At 63.4% G+C, this 22,115-nt stretch carries 20 protein-coding genes; 6 read left to right on the forward strand and 14 right to left on the reverse strand.

The genetic code is table 11. From position 1 onward, the window contains the following. Positions 1-58 precede the first annotated feature (58 nt). From F788_RS0104535 to F788_RS0104600, 13 genes are all read right to left on the reverse strand, one after another. Positions 59-787: a M48 family metallopeptidase gene (locus tag F788_RS0104535; RefSeq protein WP_019589392.1), complete on the reverse strand. Its 729-nt coding sequence runs from the start codon at positions 785-787 to the stop codon at positions 59-61. Beyond that, positions 777-3,857 carry a type I restriction endonuclease subunit R gene (locus tag F788_RS0104540; protein ID WP_019589393.1) on the reverse strand — a complete coding sequence of 1,027 codons (3,081 nt, stop codon included), beginning with the start codon at positions 3,855-3,857 and terminating at the stop codon, positions 777-779. Before F788_RS0104540 ends, F788_RS0104535 begins: the two co-directional genes overlap by 11 nt. Next, positions 3,854-4,087: a hypothetical protein gene (locus tag F788_RS0104545; protein ID WP_019589394.1), complete on the reverse strand. Its 234-nt coding sequence runs from the start codon at positions 4,085-4,087 to the stop codon at positions 3,854-3,856. Before F788_RS0104545 ends, F788_RS0104540 begins: the two co-directional genes overlap by 4 nt. Beyond that, positions 4,084-4,674, reverse strand: a complete 591-nt coding sequence (locus F788_RS0104550) for an AAA family ATPase (RefSeq protein ID WP_019589395.1) — start codon at positions 4,672-4,674, stop codon at positions 4,084-4,086. Before F788_RS0104550 ends, F788_RS0104545 begins: the two co-directional genes overlap by 4 nt. Continuing rightward, on the reverse strand, positions 4,671-5,549 hold the full coding sequence (locus F788_RS0104555; RefSeq protein ID WP_019589396.1) for a GIY-YIG nuclease family protein: 879 nt from the start codon (positions 5,547-5,549) through the stop codon (positions 4,671-4,673). Before F788_RS0104555 ends, F788_RS0104550 begins: the two co-directional genes overlap by 4 nt. After that, positions 5,546-6,892: a restriction endonuclease subunit S gene (locus F788_RS13590; protein WP_081622821.1), complete on the reverse strand. Its 1,347-nt coding sequence runs from the start codon at positions 6,890-6,892 to the stop codon at positions 5,546-5,548. Before F788_RS13590 ends, F788_RS0104555 begins: the two co-directional genes overlap by 4 nt. Then, positions 6,885-9,332 carry a type I restriction-modification system subunit M gene (locus tag F788_RS0104565; protein ID WP_019589398.1) on the reverse strand — a complete coding sequence of 816 codons (2,448 nt, stop codon included), beginning with the start codon at positions 9,330-9,332 and terminating at the stop codon, positions 6,885-6,887. Before F788_RS0104565 ends, F788_RS13590 begins: the two co-directional genes overlap by 8 nt. 86 nt (positions 9,333-9,418) lie before the next feature. After that, positions 9,419-10,345 carry an HNH endonuclease gene (locus tag F788_RS0104570; RefSeq protein WP_019589399.1) on the reverse strand — a complete coding sequence of 309 codons (927 nt, stop codon included), beginning with the start codon at positions 10,343-10,345 and terminating at the stop codon, positions 9,419-9,421. 72 nt (positions 10,346-10,417) lie between these two features. Continuing rightward, positions 10,418-11,104, reverse strand: a complete 687-nt coding sequence (locus F788_RS0104575; RefSeq protein WP_019589400.1) for a YajG family lipoprotein — start codon at positions 11,102-11,104, stop codon at positions 10,418-10,420. A 16-nt stretch (positions 11,105-11,120) separates the two neighbouring features. After that, a complete protein-coding gene (locus F788_RS0104580) occupies positions 11,121-12,161 on the reverse strand; it encodes a YafY family protein (RefSeq protein ID WP_026332706.1) in 1,041 nt (346 codons plus the stop codon). Positions 12,162-12,272: 111 nt separating this feature from the next. After that, positions 12,273-12,560, reverse strand: a complete 288-nt coding sequence (locus tag F788_RS0104585) for a hypothetical protein (protein ID WP_019589402.1) — start codon at positions 12,558-12,560, stop codon at positions 12,273-12,275. A gap of 240 nt (positions 12,561-12,800) precedes the next feature. After that, positions 12,801-14,030: a hypothetical protein gene (locus F788_RS0104595; protein ID WP_019589404.1), complete on the reverse strand. Its 1,230-nt coding sequence runs from the start codon at positions 14,028-14,030 to the stop codon at positions 12,801-12,803. Between the two features lie 3 nt (positions 14,031-14,033). Next, positions 14,034-14,816, reverse strand: coding sequence for a hypothetical protein (locus tag F788_RS0104600; RefSeq protein WP_019589405.1), 783 nt, complete (start codon positions 14,814-14,816; stop codon positions 14,034-14,036). Between the two features lie 195 nt (positions 14,817-15,011). On the opposite strand from F788_RS0104600, the gene F788_RS0104605 reads away from it, so the two are divergent. The 4 genes from F788_RS0104605 to F788_RS0104620 all read left to right on the forward strand — a co-directional run bounded on the left by F788_RS0104605 (position 15,012) and on the right by F788_RS0104620 (position 19,797). Further along, positions 15,012-17,162 carry an ATP-binding protein gene (locus F788_RS0104605; protein ID WP_019589406.1) on the forward strand — a complete coding sequence of 717 codons (2,151 nt, stop codon included), beginning with the start codon at positions 15,012-15,014 and terminating at the stop codon, positions 17,160-17,162. Positions 17,163-17,219: 57 nt separating this feature from the next. After that, the gene (locus tag F788_RS0104610) at positions 17,220-18,224 is read left to right on the forward strand and encodes a sensor domain-containing diguanylate cyclase (protein WP_019589407.1); all 1,005 of its coding nucleotides are present in this window, start codon (positions 17,220-17,222) and stop codon (positions 18,222-18,224) included. Positions 18,225-18,234: 10 nt separating this feature from the next. After that, the gene (locus tag F788_RS0104615; RefSeq protein WP_019589408.1) at positions 18,235-18,441 is read left to right on the forward strand and encodes a hypothetical protein; all 207 of its coding nucleotides are present in this window, start codon (positions 18,235-18,237) and stop codon (positions 18,439-18,441) included. Between the two features lie 594 nt (positions 18,442-19,035). Then, positions 19,036-19,797, forward strand: a complete 762-nt coding sequence (locus F788_RS0104620) for a SprT-like domain-containing protein (RefSeq protein ID WP_019589409.1) — start codon at positions 19,036-19,038, stop codon at positions 19,795-19,797. An 80-nt stretch (positions 19,798-19,877) separates the two neighbouring features. On the opposite strand, the gene F788_RS0104625 is transcribed toward F788_RS0104620, so the two are convergent. Further along, positions 19,878-20,474 (reverse strand): cyclin-dependent kinase inhibitor 3 family protein, encoded by a 597-nt coding sequence (locus tag F788_RS0104625; RefSeq protein ID WP_019589410.1) that lies wholly within the window; start codon positions 20,472-20,474, stop codon positions 19,878-19,880. A gap of 373 nt (positions 20,475-20,847) precedes the next feature. On the opposite strand from F788_RS0104625, the gene F788_RS14030 reads away from it, so the two are divergent. Both F788_RS14030 and F788_RS0104635 read left to right on the forward strand, forming a co-directional pair. Then, the gene (locus tag F788_RS14030; RefSeq protein WP_196800559.1) at positions 20,848-21,027 is read left to right on the forward strand and encodes a hypothetical protein; all 180 of its coding nucleotides are present in this window, start codon (positions 20,848-20,850) and stop codon (positions 21,025-21,027) included. A gap of 35 nt (positions 21,028-21,062) precedes the next feature. Further along, complete coding sequence (locus tag F788_RS0104635; protein WP_019589411.1) at positions 21,063-22,043, forward strand: sensor domain-containing diguanylate cyclase; 981 nt, start codon at positions 21,063-21,065, stop codon at positions 22,041-22,043. Positions 22,044-22,115 lie beyond the last annotated feature (72 nt).

Raw genomic sequence — 22,115 nt, forward strand, 5'->3', positions numbered from 1 at the left:
GTCTCGCCTAGGACATTGTGACCGATCGGTTGGCCATCGATTTTGGATTTTGACCCCCTCAGTAATCCCAATCCTGGTGGGCGAGCGGCGACTGGTTGAGCTGATCTCTGCGTAACCGCCAGTCCGGCAGAAATCTGTCCATGAGACTCCGGAAGCGGTCGTTATGCTGTCGCTCCAGCAGGTGCACCAACTCGTGTACCAAGATGTATTCCAGGCAAGGGTCCGGCTTGCGAATGAGATCCAGGTTCAGCCAGACACGCCGCGCCTCGATGTTGCAGCTACCCCATTTCGTCTTCATCTTCTTGATGCGACATTCGGCCACCGCTTGACCAACGACTCTTTGCCACTTGGGCAGAAGTTCGTCGATCCGCTGCCGGAGCTCTGCTCGGTACCAGCGCTCGAGGACGCGCTGTCGGGCCTCGATATCGCTTCCTGGAGCGGCGGTCAGTTCCATCGTGTGATTCCCCACGAGACGAACGCCAGTTGCCCCCCTTCCTTCAATAACGTTCAGCCGATAACGCTGACCGCGGAAGTAGTGGCTCTCGCCCGTCACCATCTCGCGGCCCGACTCCCGCGGCTGGGCCTGAAACATTCGCTGCTGACGGCGGATCCAGGCCAGTCGCGACACCACTGCCAACCGGATGGCCTCTTCGTCCATGTGCGCCGGCGCAGCCACCCGCACCCGGCCTTCCGGAGGGTATACCCCGACGTGAAGGTTGCGGATCGACTTGCGGTGGACCTCTACGGCCAATCCGCCCACGTCGATTTGCAGTAGCTCAGTACTCACTCTGGGCCTTCACCAACTTCATAACTTCATCGAGATCGTACGCACCGATCTCACGGACCTGCTCCTCCAATACGGCCCGAACGGCCCGCTGGACTTCCCGCTCCCGGAACGTATTGCCCCGCCAATCCGCTTTCTTCACGTTGCGAATCCGTTCGTCCAGCCGAAGTGCCAGAGTCTCATCCTGTCCAAGGTTGTCGTACAGCGCCCTTTGGGCCGGTGTCTCGAGACCGGGGGGGTAGGTGGGTCCTCCTTTGCCCTCAGCCGTCTGACGGGTGAGCTGGACGACCCTCTCAAGGTATTCGCGGTATTCGAGAGCCTCTTTCCGCCGTTGCTCGATGAGCGCATCGAGGAGCTCGGACATCCGCTCGTAGTACTTCGGGTTGACCGCCATCTCATCGATAATCAGGCGCCGGACATTGTTCTCGATCGTTTCGGCCATGGCCTCGGAGTCGCTCTTGATTGATTCCGGCAAGGCATCAATCGCTTCCTCTCCCCGGTCGATAATCAGTTCCACGAGGGTCATGTCATCGAACTCGGAAAGCTTCTCGCTATCCTCCGCCCGGACATAGCTGTCCAGAAGATGCCGCATGGCCGGCTCGTAGAGCTTCATGTCGATGTAGTCGCCACTGGCGAGCTTCACCTCCTCGCGGACCTTCTCGTAGTGCTCCACCTCGGCCTTGATCTCGGCCGCCTCGGCATCGCTGTAGCCCGCCGGCCCCATCTCGTTGGCCAGGTTCGCGTACGCCCGCAGGAAGGCACTGACATGCTTGTACAACGCCACCCTCTTCGGTTCGTTGTCCTTCTGCGTGTCAGGATCGTCACTCGTGCCCACGAAATAGCGGCGATATGCCGCGCTGTCGCGCGGTGGCTCCACGGCTTCGCACAGCGCGTGGATGGCCTCGCGTGTCTCATCGAGGCGCTCACGCGCCTTGGTCAGCCGGTCTTCCAGCAGGCCCTCGACATCCTCCGAATCGAACGAATCAAAGGCTCCACCGGTGTAATCCTGGATCGACTGCTCCAGTGATCTGAACAGGTCCTTGTAGTCGATGATGTAGCCGACTTCCTTGTCCTCCGTATGCAACCGGTTCACCCGGCAGATCGCCTGGAACAGGCCGTGGTCCCGCATGTTCTTGTCGATGTACAGATAGGTCGCGGGCGGCGCATCAAATCCCGTGAGCAGCTTGTCCACCACGATCAGCAGCTTCATCTGCCCCGGCTCGTCGATGAATCGTTTCTTAACCTCCTTCTCGAAGGTCTCCACCTTCCCCATCGCACTCTCTGGCGACTCGTCGAAGTGCGCGGCCAGCATCTGACGGTAGATCTCATACTGATGGAGCTTCTCCGTCTCGCCCTCCCCGGTCGATTCACCCTTGATGTCCGCGGTCGACGGGGCATAGGAGGTCACGATCGCGCACTTGCCCTTCAGCTCGGTGCTCTGAAACATCTCGTAGAGCCGACAGGCCGAGTAGATACTGCCCGCTACCAGCATCGCGTTGCCATGCCCGCTGACCAGCCGGTCGCGTGTCGCCATATCCCACAGAATGTCGGCCACGATCTTCTCCAGCCGATCGCGCGAGCTCAGAACCTTCTGCATGGTGCCCCAGCGCTTTTTGAGCTGGGCACGGGCGTAGTCATTGAGCCCCTTGGTCTTCAGCTCGAACCATTCATCCACCTTCTGCTGGTTCGTAAGCTGCTGGTCGATGTCCCGAGCTTCGTAGCGCAGATCCAGCACCACACCATCACTCACGGCCTGATCGTACTTGTAGGTATGGATATAGGGGCCAAAGATCTCGATGCTCTTGCGCTTGTCCTTCTGCAAGAGCGGGGTTCCGGTGAAGCCGATCAGCGTGGCATCGGGCAGCACCGCCTTCATTGCATCGTGCAGCTTGCCCGACTGGGTGCGATGGCATTCGTCGACGAACACGAAGAGATTGCCCGGCACCCTGAAACCCTTCGGAAGATGCCCCTTCAGGTCGCGGACGAATTCATCGACGTCCCCTTCCTCCGAGCTACCGAACTTGTGCACGAGCGAGCCGATCAGCCACTCCTCGCTGCTTCCGAGAACCCGGATCAGATCCGCGCCGCTGCGGGTCCGATGGATCTGCTCGTCCACCCCCTTGAACACCTTCTCGATCTGCTCATCCAGCTCGGTCCGGTCCGTGATCACCAGCACCCGTGCATCCGTTACGTTCTCCCGAATCCACTTGGCCAGCCAGACCATCGTGAGAGACTTGCCGCTCCCCTGGGTGTGCCAGATGATCCCGCCCTCGCGCCGGCGCACAAACTCCTGCGCCGCGCGAATGCCGAAATACTGATTGTGCCGGCAGGTCTTCTTGGTACCCGCATCGAACACGATGAAGTCGTGGATGATCTCGAGCAGCCGATCCTTGCGGCAGACCTGTTCCAGGCCGCGCAGCAGTAGATCCTCGTTCCCCGAGTCTTCTTTCCACTGCAGCCAGTGCTTCTCCGGCGTCTCGATCACGCCGTATCGCAAGCCCTCGGTCGGGTTACCCGCCATCACCAGTTGCACCGTGGAAAAGAACGGCCGGATAAAATCCTGCTTCTGGTTATCCAGGTTCTGCCGGATACCCTCGGCCACCGCCACGGTGGAGCGCTTAAGCTCCAGCACGCCCAGGGCGATGCCGTTGACGTAGAGCACCACATCCGGGCGCTTGGTATTGGCCCCGGCCACCGTGACCTCCTCGGCCACGGCAAAGTCGTTGTTCTCGGGATTGGCCCAGTCGATAAGCCAGACAGTAACCGTCTGCTCCTGCACCGACGGCTTGACGTGAACGCCGTAACGCAGCTTCTCGTAGACGGCGCGGTTGGCGTCATAGAGGGTCTTGCTGCCGGCAATCGCCGCCGCCTGGTCAAGCTCGCGCAGGGCGCGATTGATCACGCGTTCCTCATGGCCCTGACGCGCCAGCCAGTCGCGCAGTAGATTTTCCTCGATATTGCGGTTGCCGGCCCGGTCCTTCCAGTCGCCCAGGTAGCGATAGCTCAGCTCGTCCTGGAAGACGCGCAGCACCTGCTGCTGGGTGAGGCGTTCACGTTGGCCGACGGTGCTCATTTCGGATCCTCGTCGTCCGGCCCCGGCTCGCGTACAGCGGATGGCGGGGCGGACGCCCCCGATTCATACTCCTCCGCGCTGCCAATCTGCTCCGGGGACAGGCGGACCGTCCGGCCATCGCGCCAGACCACGGCGTACTGTCCCAGCCGACGCTTGCGCTCCAGGGCGTTGGCGACCGCCCGGCGCAGCGCCGCTAGAGCCAACTCATCGTCTTTGGATAACTTGTTCATTTCCGAACCATTCCAAGCAGCCCCGAGAGAACATCTTGCCGATAGACGTCGCGGCGTCCCTCTTCCTGAACGAAGACCAGATCGGGCAGTTCGCCTTCGTTCGAAAAACACCGGGTTCGATCGGTTTCGCCGATATAGACATCGAAAAGATTGCGAAGACCACGATAGAACCGCCGCTGAATATCCGCTTCCGGGATATCATGCCCGCCATGAGCCACGCGCTCCGCTACCCGCTGTCTGGCTGCTTCCGGGTCGGGGAGCGCAAGGTAGATCAGCTCCACCCGCCATCCGTTTTCTCGCAGTCGCCGAATCAAACGCAAATAAGCACGGCCGGCCAGCGTGGTCTCGAAGGCGAAATCCCTGCGAGCGCGGACATGGCGCTCGATCTCGTTCAGAAAGATCCGCCCCGCCGCCACTCGCTCGGTTTCCGGGGCCAGTGGCGCCATGCCCGCCGCAATCAGATCCGCATTGACGAATTGCCGGCAACCGACCGCGTTCGGCAAATATTCCAGCGCAAACGTCGTTTTGCCCGCACCGTTCGGGCCGGCGATGATCCAGCAGGTCGGAACGCGGCTGGCTGCTGTCATTGCGCCTCCCTCGCCCGCTCTTCCTGTAATGCCTTGAGCGTTCGCCCTTGCTCATCCTTCCACGTAATCCGGCCATTCGCGCTGCCGCCGACCAGCACGCCGGCGGCGGTGGACGGCGAGTTGAAACGAAAATCCTGGGTGAAGATCAGGCTGTCACCCTCTTCCCGCAGCACGTCACGTTCCCTGAGCTGCTGCCTGAGATCGCGCATGTACTCGTGGATGGAGGCCACCTCCGTGGACCGGGCCCGCGAGCCCTTGAACACGACGAAGCCATCGCCCACTTCGCGGCCTCTGGCCTTTGCCCCGCGCTCGTTAAGCACCAGAACCTGCTCAAAATCAGCGGTCTCGGACTCTCGCGCCTGGCCGGCTGCCGTCTCGAACGCGTCGACACCCAACAGCGGAAAGATCACCAGCATTTCCTGCAAAAACCATTCGGCATCGGCCCGGTCCGGCTCCGACAACGGCGGCGGGGACGGCGCGGTACTATTGTCGAGACTCCATTGGTTGGCGGCTTTCGCCAACTCCACCAGCCGGGATTCCAGGTAGCGGACATGCGCCTTGTTCAGCCCTTCGTTGGTGCTGGTGAACGCAACAAACCGCGTCCAGAAGTCCTTACCCGCGACATGCTGACGCAAACGCTCGCGCAGCACATCGGCCTCACCAACATACAGGCGTGGCGCGCCTTCTTCCGCCGGGCCTGTTAGCACGTAGACGCCTGGCTGATTCAGCTCGTCCCGGGCCAGCGCCTGGCCAAGTTGGGCACGGCCGGCGACGACGGCCCGACCGGTCCAGTTTGATTTCTCGACGATGCGCAAGCCTTCCGGGACGCCCTCGGCGAGGAAGATGCGAATGGAGGTCGGCCGGGCATCGCTCATGCGGCCACCCCCGGTGTCACCAGCCGCACCCGCCCAGTGAGGAGTTGCTGCATCATGCCCTGCTTGATCTGGCGGGCCTTGTCGCGGCGGCGTTCCAGGGCCTCGATTTCGGTGTCCATGTCGGAGAGGACGGTGGCGATGGCAGTTTGTTCCTCCCTAGAGGGACAAAGAAACTGGATAGATTTCAAATCCGAAGTTGATAGCCCCTTGACGGTACTGCCACTACCAAGGCCCTCAATCAATTCACTATGATTTTCAAACCAAAAATAGAGGTACAGACTACTTAGCTCTTTCCCGCAAAAAAGAGCTTTGAGATCCTGGTTTATAGTGACATCCAAATCGTACATTACGGCTTTACCAAGGGCCATTCGTGTTGACGTTATTACCGTGCCAGCGGGTATCAAGTTAGTTGCACTATTAGACAAACCCTCGTTTGTCACGTACTCCTGAGTAGCACTACTATTGAAGGATGCAAAATCCTTAACGGTTACCCACGGAATATCGCCGTTCCAAAAACTCGGATTACTGCGACTCGGTGTTCCGCCGCCGATTACTCTGTCAAGTAGATCCCCCAACCGCTTCGTCTCCCACTCGCCGGTGAAGCCGGGCAGGCGGGTCTGGCCGGTGAGGAGTTGTTGCATGGCGGCCTGTTTGATGGCGCGCTTTTTGGCAATCAGGCGGTTGAGGGATGCGATCAGCGCGTCCGCGTCCGACAGAGCGGTGGCGATGGCGCGTTGTTCTTGCGTATTTGGGGGAAACGCCAGGGGGAGAGCCTTCAAAGCCTCCTGATTTACATTTGTGTTGGCGCTCACAGTGCTTCCCGCAATCAATCTCCGCCTGAATCCCCGCTCCCAAAAGCAATGCTCTTTGAATCCGATATCAAGCTGGCTATTGCTTCGAAATCGGATCAAGAATCCGCTAAACACAGTATCTGCTAAGTCGAAAGGGACTAGAGTCGTTAGTCCGACACCTTCCGGTTTTACCGATGAGCGAACAAATAGAACATCACCAGCTTTGAGATCATATGCTTCGCGTTCGCTCGGAGACGACTTGACCAAACCCAATTCCGGACTCCGGGAGATCTTCGGCACACCGAAGACATCCATTAGGTTCACAAACGCATAACCGTGGCCAAAATCTTGCTTGCCTTTGTTAATGCCGTTCTTAAACTCTCCTAGATTCCCAAGACGATGAACACACCAATCCTCCGGAATCACCCCCACCTCGGTCCGCTTGTATCCGGGCGGCACGTCATCAGCGGTCGCGATTTCGGGCTCCACCAAATAGACGGCCGACCCATCCCGCACGGCCTGCTCTTCCACTGCCTCGCTCCGCTCAGCCATCGACCCGCACCCCCATCTTTTCCAGGTGGCCGGTGACTTTGGCGGCCAGTGCCTCCACCTCTTGCTCTATGGTCGGCAGGGGTTCGGCGTAGCGTTCTTCCAGTTCGCGCACGCGGCCGGCGAGCCGGTTGGTGATGCGCTCGACTTCCGATTCGATGGCCGCGCGGATGTCGGTCAGCCATTTGTCGTCCACAGCGAGCTGTTTGATCTCGTCCTCGGTGAGCTCGGCGTAGCGGGCCAGTACGGCCTGGTCGAGTTCGGCCTGGGCGTCCTTGACGGCCTTCTTGGCGGCGGCCTCGGTCTCCATGAGCTTCTTGCACTGCTTGAGGGCGGCGATTTCGTCGTCGGCCTCCGGTTCGCCCTTGAGGGCTTTGAGGCGCTTGGGGATCTCGGTCTTGGAGACCTTGCCCTTGTCGTTCTTGACCTCGCTCAAGGGGTCTTCCTCGCCGTCCTGTTCCTCGATGAATTCCTCCAGCTCGCGGCTGGCGGACTCGGCTTCGGCCTGCAGGCTGTCGAGCCGGGCCTGTTCGTCGGCAAAGTAGCGGGCGATGACCAGCTCGGGCGGGATCAGGTCGAGCTTGTACTTCTTCGCCTTTTTGCCGCTGCCGACGGTGAGGTCGGGTTCTTCCTTGATCTTGCGCTCCTTGTTCTCGATCACGCCCCGGGGCCGGGCCGCCTCATTCCAGCCCTCGGCGGCGATGAGGTAGACATCGTCCTGCATGACGTCCGCCCAGTAGTCCATCAGGCGCTGGTAGACGGCGTAGCGGTCCAGCAGGGGCACATCCGTGAAGCGTTGCAGCAGGTCCTCGGACAGGCCGTGGATCACATCGCGCGGCTTGTCGCCCGCTTGCAGGGTGTACAGGTCCGGGCGATGCGCCGCCTGCCAGTCGTCGGTGACGCCGGCCACGCGTCCGGCGAAGGCCGTGAAGGCAGCGTGGCCCAGCACGGTGGCCTTGACCTCGCGGGCGTCGACCCGGGGCTCGAGGTAGCCGGACCGGCCGTTGTCGCGAAACAGCGCCTCGCGCAGGCCGGGCAGCACGGACCAGTAGGGCTCGAGTGCGTCCACGTCGCGCTTAGGCGTGCCGCCGTTCAGGTGGGCGTAGAGGTCGTGCAGGTCCTCCGCCTCGCCGGCGTCGATGTAACGCGGGATGTTGAGGTTGTAGTCGTTGGCTTCATTGGCGATCTCGGCCAGGGGCACGCGGCGGGCATAGCCGGGCAGTTCGCGCTGGTAGTTGAACACGTCGACGATCTTGTGGATGTCGCGCGAGCGCAGGCGGTTCTTGTTGCCGTCCTTCATGAACTCGCGGCTGGCATCGATCATGAAGATGTGCTCGCGGTTGGCGGCGTGTTCCTTGTCGATGACCAGGATGCAAGCGGGGATGCCGGTGCCGTAGAACAGGTTGGCCGGCAGGCCGATGATGCCCTTGATCAGCCCGCGCCGGATCAGGTTGCGGCGGATATCGGCCTCCTTGTGGCCGCGGAAAAGCACGCCGTGCGGCAGGATAATGGCGCCCTTGCCGGTGGACTTGAGCGACTTGATGAGATGCAACAGAAAGGCGTAGTCGCCGTTCTTGGCCGGCGGGATGCCGTACTCGAAGCGGCCGAACTCGTCGTTGGCCGGGTCCAGGCCGTTGGTCCAGGACTTGGCGGAGAATGGCGGATTGGCGACGGCGTAGTCGAAGGTCTTGAGGCTACCGTCCGCGTTCTTGAAATAGGGGCGCGAGAGGGTGTTGTCCCGCCACAGCTCGGCGGTGGGGTAGTCGTGCAGGATCATGTTCATCTTCGCCAGCGCCCAGGTGGCGTTGTCGTTTTCCTGGCCGTAGATGCTCAGCCCCTGCGGGGCCTCATAGGCGGCGCGCAGCAGCAGTGACCCCGAACCACAGGTTGGGTCATACAGGGTCTCGTCCTGACGGGTGTCCGGGCCGATGCCCACCACCTGGGCGATCACCCGCGAAACCTCGCCCGGGGTGTAGAACTGGCCCTTGCTCTTGCCGGACTCGGTGGCGAAGTGGCGCATCAGGTATTCGTAGGCGTCACCCAGCAGGTCGTCGCCGTCAGCACGGTTGGCGCCCAGATCGAGCTCCTCGAAGATGGCCACCAGCTTCGACAGACGGTCCTGCATGTCCTTGCCGGAACCGAGCTTGGTCTCGTCGTTGAAGTCCGCCTGGTCGATGACGCCCTTGAGGTCGTTGGCCTCGGCCAGTCGGCCGATGATCTTGTTGATCTTGTCGCCGATCTCCTTGTCGCCCTTGAGCGCCACCATATCCTGGAAGCTGCCACCCTCCGGGACCTCGATCAGCGAGTCCTTCTTGTCGCTGACGTACTTCATGAACAGCAGCGTCAGCACGTAATCCTTGTACTGCGAGGCATCCATGCCGCCGCGCAGTTCGTCGCAGGACTGCCACAGGGACGAATAGAGCTGGGATTTCTTCAGGGCCATGGTCGGATTCTGTTTCCTTCGACGGTCAGTCGTGGGTGTTCATTGAGTTGGAGCTTTGCGCGTGTACACGGACCAGGGCCGCGCCCTCAGCCGCGGTACACCTGTTCGTTGTGCCAACGGATAAACTCCGGGTCCGGACGCTGCCAGACCGTTTCTGGCACGCATGCCAGGCGCTCGCCGTGATGTCGGTAATACTCCCGCCCGTTCTCGTATTCCTCGCGAATGCGTGGGCTCACCTCAATGTGGTGATCGGGCGTCACGGTTACATAGCCATCATCAAACAGTCGATGCCAGTCGGAGCGCAGAAGCAGACCGTTCGACACCTGGTGCGGGCCATGCTCGGCATAGGGCCTGATATGTGCCGCCTCGAGCGTGGGCAGCGTGCGCTCGCCCGTGACGGCACAACGCCGGTCGTAGGCATCAGTCACCAACACCCGGAATGCCCCCTGCCCAAGACGGGCACGAGCCAGAAACGCGTTCCCCCATCGGTCATCGCCACCCTCCTGCACATGTCCACCCGGGGGCAACAACTCCTGATTGCTCAACCGCATGGCAACCTGCTGGTAGAGCTCGGCCCCCTCGCCCTCAGTGCCGTCGTACGTCTTCGCCGTAACGATGTTCTTGCTCCAGCTTTTGGGTTGCGGAATCCAGTCGTACTCCTCGAAGAAAAACGGGTGCGCCAGGATGTTGCAGCCAATCTCTGTGGTCCCGACCGTTTTTCTTCGTCGATAGTGGGCGATCCTCTTCCGGAACTCTGATAAGGAATCCACGCCGTTCATCGGTCCGAATGCCTCCCAAGCGAGTCGGACCGGTAACGAAGTGCTGCGTACGAAGAAGCCGCCGCCAGCAATAGCGTTGTGAGGGCTGTGCAGCTTGAACAGAAACAGATCGCCCGGGTGAAGTCTGCGGATCCGCCGCCCCCCGCCTGGCTGCCAGAAGTTCACCTCCTCCGGTTGCCGCGACCGGAGCGTCTGCAACCAATCCATGTCCGTGACAGCCACCCAGATGTTCATTCGAACACTCTCCGAGTCACCAAACCGCACGCATCAAGTTGCCGTAGCGCCGGATGGTCTGTTATCCGCAATTCAGTCCACCAACTGCAGTACGCGCTCGTTGTACTCTTCTTCCGTGATCACGCCGCGGTCTCGAAACCGCCGAAGGGCCTCGATATCCGCTTCCAGCTCGCTCGATGTCTGACTTTCCGAAGGGCCGGCAGCGATGGCCTGATGCAGTCGCTCATCGTCCAGGGCCTCGTCGATGGTCTCCCACAGGGTCCGCGTCAGGATCTCTTCCAGCTTCTCGATGGACGCAAAGACGCCGCCACCCGCACCGCCCTCGACATTGCTCGCACGAACCGAATTCTCGTGGGCGATCTGCCGGGAACCGGGCTCCAACAGTGTGACATTCAGTCGGGAGTGCGCCTCACGCCGCATCACCTGGTTGGAATCCAGGTGTTCGATGTCGACCTCCATGACGAAGTCACCCTCTCCTTCCTCCGCCAGCATGCCGCGCTGTTCCAGCCCCGTAATGAACTGGTCGCGGACCACATCGGATACCGGCTCTTCGGTCTCGAGCGTCTGCAATGGATTGCCGAAACCGCCCCGAATCGCGCCCAACCAGTTCGCCCCGTGCTGCCGGCTATCCGTGACGGGCCCCATCTCCACGTTGGCCTCACCGACCGATTCCGATTCGGGGCTTGAAGCCGGATCCAGCGTGACCGGTGTGGTGGTACATCCAGCCACCATAAAGCCGCCCAACAGGACCACTGCCATTCGCGTGATGCTCACCCTATTCCCTCCCCCCTCTTGTGGTTCCATAAGCCATCCTCGCAGATTCCAGTTCCTGGATCATCGCGTCCCGCAATGGCCTCGGTTCCAGGACCTCGACACTGGCACCCAACCCCAGCAGCCACCACTTCAGGCGGGCGGTGTCCCGGACGGTGGCGGTAACCCGGGAGCACTCGCCGTTCCTTTCGGGCTCGATGGTCTGATCCTCGGACAGGCGCGCTTCGTGCAGGTGGTAAGCGAGCGCCGGATTCACCCGGAGTTCGATGCGAATGGTTTCGCCTTCGGGGTAATCGAATGCGCCCTGCTCGATGAACTGGTCGAGATCAAAGCCGGCGTCCGGATCGCGCGCCGGCACCTCGGTCAGGGCCGCAGCCTCGATCCGGTGCGCCGCGAGATGCAGCACGTCCTGATGCGGTTCGATCGTAGCCAGGAGGTAGGTGACCGGCTCGCGGAACACCAGCGCCAGAGGGTGAATGCGGTGGTCTCGCACCCGCTCCTTCGAGCGCGAGCGGTAGGTGATGTCGAGGCAGCGGCGTTCCAGCAGGCCCTGTTGCACGGTCGCGAAGACGCCTTCCGGGATGGCCGGCGGATCCAGGGGCGGACCGTTGTGGAGGATACGCACCCGCTCGGGCCACAGACTCAGGCCGGACGACTGACCCGTGGCTTCCAGCACCTCCCGCGCACGGGCGACCTGCGGCGCCAGCCGTTCCCGGGCGGACGGAGGCAGCAGGCGCGCTGCGTGAGCATCCAGGATCTGCAGGGTGAGCGCCGTCTCGGGATCCAGGGCAGGCATGTCCTGCAGCGGGGCGTCAGCCAGCCAGTACCAGCCATACGGACGGTCCCGCTCGTCGCGTCCCAACGGCAGAAACGCCGACAGCGCCTCGAGATCCCGCTCAATGGTCCGCAGGGTCGTATCCAGTCCCCGCGCCTGGAGACGCTCGACCAGTTCCGGCGCACTCACCCGGCGGGGCTGTCGAGGCACCATGCCCAGCAGCAGCATCCGCCGCTGCAACGTCGCGCGCATTCCGTTGCCCTGGGTCATCTCCCGTCCATCCCCTGTCCCTGTGCACGCCGGCTCATGGTGGAGACTGCCAGCCGGTGATCGTCCGTGCAAAGACGCGACGCCAGCACTCCGGGGCCCAGGCACGCGCCTTCAGCGCGCGCGATCGATTTCATACCGAATGCGCCCGTCCGTATCGCGAACCCGCGTCGGCGCCGAGCCGGCCCCCTCCTCCACGGTGCCACGGATCCGGCCGTCCGCACCGCGGATGTAGGTGGGCCCCGGCGGCTGCTCGTCGATGTAGCCGGTGATGCGCCCGTCGGCATCACGGATCAGCGGCTGCCCCGGCGAAGGGACGTTACTCCCAAATGTCGGCGCGACGGCACAGCCGGACAATGCGACGCCGAGCAGGACAGCAAGACAGGCGCTCGGATAATCCATCACGCACCCCTGATGAATGTGGTCAGCACATCCTCACCCATTCAGGCGTCCATTCCTGTCGCCTGGATCGTCGACTGCGAAATTCCGAGCTCCCCGTTACCCGGATGCTGCCTGACGACCGTGTGGAACTCCGGGTTGGCACCGCCGTTATCGAGCACCACCCGAAACGCCAATCGATGCTCGATTAGGAGCAAACGCGGGATCAGCCCTGATTCGCCCGCCCGCAGTCCACGAACTCCTTCACGAACCACCAAAGATTCGGAATGAAGCGGTGTCCGTCGAAACCCGCGAATGCTCCCCCACCTGCTCGCTCCATGCATCGAGAACGGCATCCAGATATCCATCCAATGACTCGTTCGCCCGGCATTTCACGACCTCCCGTTCCGCGAGCAGCGCCCATTCCAGTTCCTGAGTGAGTTCCGCGGCCCTCACCTGCTCCTGCCTATAAACTTGCACACCCTCGGCGCCCGTCGCGAGCACAAAGGTTGTGCCACCTACCACGCCCATCATCGGACCGCTCTTGGCAGTGGCAAGAGTGGCAAGGCCCGTTTGTGCGAATACACGCTGTGCAGGTTTCTTCAGGATGTCCACAAACGCCCTGATACCCCCGGCACGCGATGCCTGTACCGTCGAGGAGCGCTTCAGCACGCGCCGGCTCAGGGGCAGGGCACCCGCAGCGGACGTGGCTACTAAGGTTTTACCGGATACCCAAGCACCGCTCTGCGAAAGCCGTTCGAGGTCCTCACTGACCCACTGCTCAAGCTGCGCCGACAGTCCCGACAACTCAACGTCGGCTTCGACCTGTTCATCGACGCGGGTGGCCGACGGTTCCCGATCCAGTACGTCCGCAAGGTGGTGCGTCAGGCGTGCTCCCGATTTCGCGATTTCTGCGGGCAGCACCTGTTCCCGGAGATGCCGGTCCGCCCGATCCAGGTGTTCCTGGATCCGGGATTCTTCCTCCAACAAGGTCTGCGCCTGTTCATCCAGATACTCGTCGAGATCACCAAAGAAAGGCAGCGACATTCGTGTAGCCCAGCCGCCGAACGAGTGGTATTCATCAACGAACGCCGGAACCTGATCGATTGCTGCCTCGAAGGCCCAGTCCACGCCGGTGTGGTACTCATGCTGCAGGACCCGTCGAATCCGGGCCTGCTCGGATTCAAGGCTCGTGCTGGCTTTCGCGCGCACCCGATCGACCGCTTCTTCGCCTTCGATTTCCCAGGCCGCCCCACCGACGACCACCGTCAGGGTCTTCGATTCCAGGGCCTCGTCGATGCCTGGCACCACGAGGGCCAGAAAACCAACAGCGATCACCGCGAAGAAGGCCCCCAGGACAAGACTGATTCTCCGGCTTCGAGCATCGTCCTCCGTCGGCGCCGTCGGTTCCTCGGGGGATTCCGACTCCGTTTCGGCGCCGGCGGAGTCATGCTTCTCCGTCGTGCCGCCTTCTTCCCATTCCCGCTCATCCATCCTCTACCTTCCTTCTGCGAAGTAACACAGTCCCATCAACAGCCGCGACCACGCCCAGGCCGCACCCAGGCTGGCCAGGAAGAGCAGGATCCAGGCCACCAGCACCCATGCCCCTCCTGTCTCGACGCTCCCCACCAGGTTCTGCATGGCCCAGTAGCTCAGTTCCGTAACGTAGACCATGGCCCGCAGGACGGGGTCCAGTAGATGACAGTTCCAACCGGGCGAAGCCGCCACCGTTTCCAGAACGCGTTCGTAGGGCTCGCTGCGGTAGTACGTCTGCTCGGAAATGAGATCCAGAATCACGAGGAAAGGCGTCAGGATCGCGACGTTCAGACGCACAGCCAGCACCCTCGAGAGTGGCTCGAGCCATTGGGGAAGAACCTCCGGCTCCAGCCATCGTCGGGCCCGTACGGCCAGAAACAGGAACACCGGGATATTGAGCGCAAGAAGGACCCATTGAGGGCTCGCCCAGCGATGAAGCTGGACCAGCAACAGAATCGCGAGGAAAAATCCAACCCCGGCACTGACCAGGCGCATCAGCAACCCGGGCCGAACCCACCGGGCGAGGGCTCCATCCTCTCGCAGATACTGCCGCGCCCAGGCCCGCCGACGCGTCTTTCGGAACTCGAACAGCCCGTGCCCGATCACGCCGGCCACCGCGGCCATCGGCAGGATCGCCAGCCAGCATGGCAGGACCGGGAGGAGCTGAACGCTCCCCCCGAGCACGCCTGCAGCCGCCATAATCAGCAGCGCAGATCGCATCGTGTTCGGGCGTACCCCCGTCATCCCGCCGCTCCTGGCACCAGCGCCCTCCTCATGTTGCGGAGTAACCATCGTCCGTTATGCCCGGAACATGGGCAAGGCTTGGCGGCAGTACGGGAGCCGCGCCCGATCACCCGGTGAGCCGCGCGACGAGCACACGTCAAAAACCGTCGCCTGCCTGTGCAAGGCTGGAGCTCCATTCGTCGAGGAGTCCAGGCCATGCCCGTCAGCAAACGCCGCCGCTCACGCAAGTCTTTCCGCTCCGCCCGCCGGGGGGAGCTGCCCGGCAACCTTGGAGGCATCCGGGCCCTCTGGGCTCTGCGTGTCCTGCGCCATGCCCTGCCCATGGACCTGACCGGGACGCTCCTGCGTTCGCTGGATGACGACATGCTTCAGGCGCTGGGCGTGGACCACGACGGAGACATCTGGGACGACACGGAACGGGTGGAGGCGGTCATCGAGCGGGCCGACGCGGTCGAACAGCAGGCAGGCCCATTGCAGCGGGATCACCCAATCGCCCGTAACGTCCGCCTTTTCGGGGAGCCCCTGGGCCTTTCGGAATGCGAACGCGAGGTCCTGCAGATCCTGGCACTGAATGCCTCACATCATCCTTTCGCCTCGTTGCTGTCCAGCGTGCGCGACGCGGTGGACCTGACCGCGGAGGAAATCGTGGCGGTCGCCCTGGGCCGTTCACTGCGTGAGGTCCGGGAAGCCCTGTCGCCTCGGAACACGCTGGTGCGTTCCGGCCTCGTCGAGACCGAGGGCCGCGGCATGCTGATGTCGAACCAGCTCGGTTTCGACCTGCTCGGCGATCTGGCGTCGGAACTGGTCGGGCGGATGGAGTCGGCCGAGCCGGTCTTCAGCGCGTTTTTCCGCCCGATGCCCGAGCCGGAGGGGGATCAGATGGCCCTGGCCCACCTGGAGCAGCCGCTGGCACGGCTGCGGGCCCTGCTCGGCCAGGCCGCTTCGCAGAACGTTCCGGGGGTCAATATCCTGCTCTACGGGCCACCCGGCACCGGAAAGACGCAGCTCGTGCGGCGCCTCGCACAGGAGCTCGGGCTGGAAGGCCGCGAGGTCAATCACGAGACCCCCGATGGCACACCGATGGACGCGCCGCACCGGCAGCGGGCCTATCAGCTCTGCCAGTATCTCCTGAGGCGGGCTCCCCGCTCCCTTGTCGCCTTCGACGAGATCGAAGACGTTTTCGGGCAGGATCCGCTGGCCGCCCTGTTCGGCAACACCCGGCGGGGACCCCGAACCGGCGGGAAGGCCTGGACCAACCAGATGCTTGAGGATAACCCGGTCCCGGCGATCTGGATCACGAACCACCCGGAGCAACTGGATCCGGCCTATCTGCGGCGCTTCGATTTCACCCTGGAGGTCGGTCATCCCCCGCGCTCGGTCCGCCGCGCCCTGATGGCGCGCGCCTGCGAGGGGCTGGAGGTCAGTGACGAATGGCTGGACCACATGGCCGGCATCGAGGGCCTTACCCCGGCCGAGATCCAGCGCTCCGCGCGGGTCGCACGCCTGCTGGATCAGGCCGCCCATGGCGAATCGGCGGAATCCGTCATCTCCGACCATCTGTCCGAGCAGGCCGAACTACAGGGCCGGCCTCCGCTTGCGATGCCCCGGGCGTACGCCGAGCTGGAATACGGTCTCGAGAACCTCAACACGGAGGGGGACGTCGATTCGGTCCTGGAGGATCTGGTCCTCGCGGGCTCCGGCTCCCTGCTGGCCCACGGTCCTCCGGGGACCGGCAAGACCGCGCTGGCCCATCACCTGGCACAACGGGCGGACCGCCCCCTACGCAAGCGGACCGCTTCCGAGTTGATCTCCCCCTACGTGGGCCAGACCGAGAAGAACCTCGCACGGGCCTTTCGCGAAGCGCGACGGGAAGGCGCGGTGTTGCTGCTGGACGAAGCCGACAGTTTCCTGACCGACCGTTCCAGCGCCCGCCACTCCTGGGAGACGACCCGCACCAACGAACTGCTGGTCCAGATCGAGGCATTCAGCGGGATCCTGGTGTGCGCCACGAATTTCCTGGAAGCGCTGGATCCGGCCGCCCTGCGACGGTTCGACCACAAACTGGAACTCCGTCCGCTGACCATGGCGCAGCGGGTACGGCTGTTCGAGCGACTGGTGGAACGGCTGCAGCCGGTCGATGCCAGCGATGGCTGCGCCACGGAATCCGCCCGCGCAACCATCCAAAGGCTCGAGGACCTCACACCCGGCGATTTCGCGACGGTCGTGCGAGCGCATACCCGCCGGCAGGGTACCGGCGACCTGACCCAGGAGGCCCTGGCCGAGGCCCTGGCGGCCGAGCAGCGCATCAAGCCCGGGGCCGGACGCCGCGCGGCGGGCTTCGCCTGAGCCCACACCCCTTCGAACGGACCGGGGCCTGACGGCCCGTGGATATGGAGAGAACACATGGACGACATCTCGCGATCGAACCCGGATCATTTGATCCAGCGCCTGAGGACCGAGCGCGATCAGCTCCTCACCCTGCTCAAGGCCTTGCCCGACATCTCGTTCGTGATCGACGAGGACGGGCTGTACGTTCGGGTCAACGGCGGGGCGAACGAAGCCATGTACGTGAGCGGCAAGGGACTGGAGGGACGCAGCGTCACCGAAGCGCTGCCCCCGGCCGTCGCCGAAGCGTGTCTCGAGGCGATCCGAACCGCCCTGCGGACCGGCGACATGCAGACCCTGGAGTACCAGCTCCGCGTCGACGATGTGGCCGTTCTCACGCCCTCGGCTCGTGAAGCCACGCAGGATGGAATCGAACAGTGTTTTGAAGGCCGTGTCCTGCCCCTGCCCGGTTACGACCACCCCAAGCCCGTGGTCCTGTGGGTCGCGGTCAACATCACACCGCGCAAACAGCTCGAGCAGTACTGGCGCGAGGCGGCAGAGACCGACCCCCTGACCGGGATCGCCAACCGGCGTGCTCTGTTCGAACGCGCCCACTCGGAAGTCGAGCGCGCCCGCCGCTACGGACACCCGCTGTCGCTTCTCATCATGGACATCGACCACTTCAAGAGCATCAACACCCGCTTCGGACATGCGCGGGGGGATGAAGCACTGCGGTGCTTCACGCAGGCCTGCGCAGAGCTGCTGCGCACCAACGACTGTCTGGGGCGGATTGGAGGCGAAGAGTTCGTGATCCTGCTCCCGGACACGGACCTTTCCGGCGCGGCCAGCTTGGGGAAAAGAGTCGTGGAGCAAACCCGGTCCATTACTGTCGCCGACACCCCCATCGCCCCCACCCTGACCGTTTCGGCGGGGACGGCTTCTTTGGACCAGGGCGAGGGGTTCGAGGAGGCTCTTCGCCGCGCCGACGCTGCCCTTTCCAGGGCGAAGGAAAATGGCCGCAACCGTCTTGAGACGGACGACACCTCGGCCGGTCCGGATGAACCGCAGCCGCCCGCGGACTGAGGCACCGCATATGCCCCCGAAGAACACGACGTCCGACACGCAGGACCCCGTAGATGGGCTCACCTTGCACCCCGAGTTCGTCCGCATCGCGGATGGCTCGCGCGTGGTCCTGCTGCGGGAAAGCGAGTTCATGCAGATGCTTGCGGCGCTTAACCAGTACGAAGCCCTGCGCGAATACCTGGGCGGCGATCCGCTGGTGGATACGCAGACTGAATGAGACCGGGGCGAACCCTTTGGCGATCGCTGCAATCAGCGTACAGTCGGCTTCGGTCGGCCGGTTCATACGGCTAGACACCGGATGGGATTGCCGCGCCTTGAGGTTCAGTCGTTGCAGTTACTCTGAGAATTCAGACCCAGAGCTGGAGGAGTTGGTAACGCGGGAGCTAGTGATCGCCCGGGAGATAAAATATGTCTAGCATCGCCTGTTCGATGATGGTGTCGATGGCATGGCCATGGGCGTAGTCGGCATCTGGGGCGGTACGGACGGGCCCAAAATGAGCTGGCCGTGGTGGAAGTGCATGCAAATCGGCTGCTGGTGTTGCAATCCAAGAATCTGCGGCACAACGGTCGCGACGAGGCCCGTGACGCCCAGCAACTCTACCACATGAATGATCAGCGCCCGCGCCCTCCAAGTCCATGCAGATTCGCGCGCGACAGCACGGGAGCCGGCTGATTCGCCTCGACGACCCCCCCGAACCATTCTTGCTCACCCGGCCGGGACGAAGGGCGGGTCCAAGCTTTTGTGACGGGATTTGTGACAAATGAGGCCCTGTACAATCGGCGCCCGAGTCTCAAACCGCGGGTGCACGCCATGACCGACTCCCCCACCCTCTCCATGTACTCGGCCCTTCAGCAGGCGTTCGATCACTTCAACGAACGGCTGTTCGACAACGCGCTGCCGCCCTGCCTGATCACGCTGCGCAGTTCCCGGCGCCAGTGGGGTTACCACCACGCGGAGCGGTTCATCTCCGCAGACGGCACCATCATCCACGAGCTGGGCGTGCATCCGGGGTACTTCACGCTGAACCCGCCGGAGGTCGCGCTCTCCACGCTGGTGCACGAGATGGTTCACCACTGGCAGGAATGCTTCGGCAAGCCGAGCCGCTCAAACCATCACAACCGCGAGTGGGCGCAGAAGATGGAGGCCATCGGACTGGTGCCCAGCGACACCGGACTGCCGGACGGCAAGCAGACCGGGCGCCGGGTCACCCACTACATCCGGCCCGACGGGCCGTTCGCCCTTGCCTGCGCGGATCTGCTCGCCAGCGGATTTGCCCTGCCCTGGTTCGACCGCCACGCGCCGACCTCGCCCGAATCGGTCGCGCAGGTGCAGGACGCGCTGGCCGAACAGGGCCTGGCGGTGGCCAGCACACCCGCCCCGGCCGAAACCCTTGCCCACCCGGAGGATCCCGAAAAACCGGCGGTCTTCGGCCCGCCGCAGCCGCGCCCGGATCCCCGCGTGCGGCTCACCTGCCCGAGCTGCGGCGCCCGCGTCTGGGCGCGCCCCGACACCGCCGTGAACTGCGGGGTGTGCCTGGACCCGATGGAGGATTTGTCCGGAGAAGCGCCGTAACGGGTAGCGCCTTCCGGGGAGATGTGCCTCGGCAACCGCTATGGCCGCCGGTCAGGCCGGCCAGACAAGCCAGGCTGGATTCACTCAACTCCTCCCTGGCGAGAAGCTCTGGCCACTCCATCGGCGTATTGCCCCGGCGGCACCATTCGCAGATAGCGCTCCTGCTCGCTCGACTCGATGGCGCCTCGCCGAGCCTGGCGGACAGCAGCCACCGCCGCATCCGGGGCCATGCCTCGATCGATCAGGAGACGGGCGGCTACCGTACCCGCCCGTCCCAGACCGCCCTTGCAGTGCACGAGCAGGCGCCCGCCTGCATAGAGTGCTCGATGCATCTCCGGGGCCACCGCCTGCCAGCGGTCATCCCACTGACGGTCGGGAGCGGCCATGTCCGGGATGGGCAGGTGGTACCAGGTCACCCCGGTCTCGCTGACGGCCTCCCCGAGCCGGGGCACGCCCAGGTCGTGCAGTTCTTCCAGCGTTGTCAGGGTCACGACGCCGGCCGCGCCCCACGCCCGGATTCGGTCCAGATCCGACTCCAGATCGCGGGCCCAGGCGCCCGTCATCGCATGAGCCTGCTGCTTGCCCGGACAGAGGGTGATACCGATGGTGCCGCCCTCCGGCAACGTGATCTCGGCGATCTCCAGCGGATGACTGGTAGTGGTCCGAACGGCGTTCATTCAGTGCGCTCCGTTGATTCGATGGCGAGGATCCCCGATGGATTGGCGTTCGAGCGCTGGTGAAGCGCATCGCCGCCCCCGAGTCGGGTCATGCTGGCTGAGCTGCGCGAGCCACTCCGTCGAGATTCGCTCCCCCCGGTACCCGTACGCCGTCATGTCCCTGCCACCTCCGTGAGGCCCGCTGGCGGGTCCAGTGGAACCCTACCCACTTTTATTCCGCCAACAAAGCCCGCAACGCCCTTCCGGTTCGCTCGGGCGACTAAACCTGTCGCCCGGTTCGAGACCTGCGCATTTCCGGCGATTGCAACCTGCACCCTCATGGCCGACGATGCAGCGAACGGCTTTGATATCCCCCATACGAAAGGAACTTCACGTGACCGACGCAAGACGCGACGCCGACGAGCGCGAAGAGGAAGAAGAAGAACTCCGCAAGCGACGGGAGAACATGCAAAGGCGCAGCGACAGCCAGGCCGCCGCTGGCTTTGACGTCCTTCATCGGCCGAACGATGAAGAGACTCCTGAGAACGAAGAAGACGGCTCGCAAAGTCGGTGATCGAAAAGGCCACGACCACGTCGCCGAGAAGCCCCATGGACGAGACACCGCGGTCTGACCAGACGACCCTGATCGAGCAGCTGAAGGCCGAACGCGACCAGCTCCTCGGCCTGCTTCGTGCGCTGCCCGACATCTCGTTCGTGATCGATGAAGACGGGCTTTACGTTCGGGTCATCGGCGGGACGAACGAAGCCATGTATGTCAGCGGCAAGCCGCTGGAAGGCTCGACCCTCCAGGACGCTCTCCCCGAAAGCATTGCCAATCATTTTTTGGGGGTGGTCCGGGAGGCCCTTCGGACGGGAGAAATGCAGTTCCTGGAGTACGAACTGGGAGTCGAGGACGTGACGGCCCTACCGCCCGAAATCCGGGAAAAAGCCGCCGATCCGAGTAAACAGTATTTCGAGGGCCGCATCCTCCCGTTGCCCAGTTACGATCACCCCAAGCCCGTCGTACTGTGGGTGGCCGTCAATATCACTCCCCGAAAACAACTCGAGCAGTACTGGCGCCAGGCGGCCGAAACCGATCCGCTGACCGGAATCGCCAACCGACGCGCCCTGTTCCAAAAGGCCCACGAGGAAGTAGAACGCGCCCGTCGCTACGGGCACCCGCTGTCCCTGCTCATTCTGGACATCGACCATTTCAAGAGCATCAACTCCCGCTTCGGGCACGCCCGGGGGGACGAGGCCCTGCGGCGCTTCACACGCACCTGCGCCGAGCTCCTGCGCACCAACGATCGTCTCGGCCGTATCGGAGGGGAAGAGTTCGTGATCCTGCTGCCGGAAACCGATCGGGTGGGGGCGACCCGTCTGGGACACCGGATCGTGGAGGCGATCGCCTCCGTGGAGATCGATGAAACGTCCCCCGTGTTCACCATCACGGTTTCTGTCGGGGCGGCGACGCTGGAACACGGGGAGGGCTTTGAAGCAACCCTGCACCGAGCCGATCAAGCCCTGTCCAGGGCGAAAGCCAACGGCCGCAACCGTCTGGAAACCGACGGCCCGCACCCGACCGAATGAACCACCGCATGGGATCGCCCATCGACCATCGTCCCGGAGACGGGCACGGCAGCCGAAATGGAGGGCCAATGA

This window comes from Thioalkalivibrio sp. ALE10 (genome assembly GCF_000381385.1).
Taxonomy (GTDB): Bacteria; Pseudomonadota; Gammaproteobacteria; order Ectothiorhodospirales; family Ectothiorhodospiraceae; genus Thioalkalivibrio.

What these genes read in the sequence shown, in the direction of transcription:
- F788_RS13590 (WP_081622821.1), bottom strand. Translation starts at nt 6,892, where the DNA reads ATGGCTGAGCGGAGCGAGGCAGTGGAAGAGCAGGCCGTGCGGGATGGG.
- F788_RS0104545 (WP_019589394.1), bottom strand. Translation starts at nt 4,087, where the DNA reads ATGAACAAGTTATCCAAAGACGATGAGTTGGCTCTAGCGGCGCTGCGC.
- F788_RS0104600 (WP_019589405.1), bottom strand. Translation starts at nt 14,816, where the DNA reads ATGACGGGGGTACGCCCGAACACGATGCGATCTGCGCTGCTGATTATG.
- F788_RS0104580 (WP_026332706.1), bottom strand. Translation starts at nt 12,161, where the DNA reads ATGACCCAGGGCAACGGAATGCGCGCGACGTTGCAGCGGCGGATGCTG.
- F788_RS0104565 (WP_019589398.1), bottom strand. Translation starts at nt 9,332, where the DNA reads ATGGCCCTGAAGAAATCCCAGCTCTATTCGTCCCTGTGGCAGTCCTGC.
- F788_RS0104625 (WP_019589410.1), bottom strand. Translation starts at nt 20,474, where the DNA reads ATGAACGCCGTTCGGACCACTACCAGTCATCCGCTGGAGATCGCCGAG.
- F788_RS0104610 (WP_019589407.1), top strand. Translation starts at nt 17,220, where the DNA reads ATGGACGACATCTCGCGATCGAACCCGGATCATTTGATCCAGCGCCTG.
- F788_RS0104550 (WP_019589395.1), bottom strand. Translation starts at nt 4,674, where the DNA reads ATGACAGCAGCCAGCCGCGTTCCGACCTGCTGGATCATCGCCGGCCCG.
- F788_RS0104570 (WP_019589399.1), bottom strand. Translation starts at nt 10,345, where the DNA reads ATGAACATCTGGGTGGCTGTCACGGACATGGATTGGTTGCAGACGCTC.
- F788_RS0104585 (WP_019589402.1), bottom strand. Translation starts at nt 12,560, where the DNA reads ATGGATTATCCGAGCGCCTGTCTTGCTGTCCTGCTCGGCGTCGCATTG.
- F788_RS0104635 (WP_019589411.1), top strand. Translation starts at nt 21,063, where the DNA reads ATGGACGAGACACCGCGGTCTGACCAGACGACCCTGATCGAGCAGCTG.
- F788_RS0104620 (WP_019589409.1), top strand. Translation starts at nt 19,036, where the DNA reads ATGACCGACTCCCCCACCCTCTCCATGTACTCGGCCCTTCAGCAGGCG.
- F788_RS0104595 (WP_019589404.1), bottom strand. Translation starts at nt 14,030, where the DNA reads ATGGATGAGCGGGAATGGGAAGAAGGCGGCACGACGGAGAAGCATGAC.
- F788_RS0104615 (WP_019589408.1), top strand. Translation starts at nt 18,235, where the DNA reads ATGCCCCCGAAGAACACGACGTCCGACACGCAGGACCCCGTAGATGGG.
- F788_RS0104605 (WP_019589406.1), top strand. Translation starts at nt 15,012, where the DNA reads ATGCCCGTCAGCAAACGCCGCCGCTCACGCAAGTCTTTCCGCTCCGCC.
- F788_RS0104555 (WP_019589396.1), bottom strand. Translation starts at nt 5,549, where the DNA reads ATGAGCGATGCCCGGCCGACCTCCATTCGCATCTTCCTCGCCGAGGGC.
- F788_RS0104575 (WP_019589400.1), bottom strand. Translation starts at nt 11,104, where the DNA reads ATGGCAGTGGTCCTGTTGGGCGGCTTTATGGTGGCTGGATGTACCACC.
- F788_RS0104540 (WP_019589393.1), bottom strand. Translation starts at nt 3,857, where the DNA reads ATGAGCACCGTCGGCCAACGTGAACGCCTCACCCAGCAGCAGGTGCTG.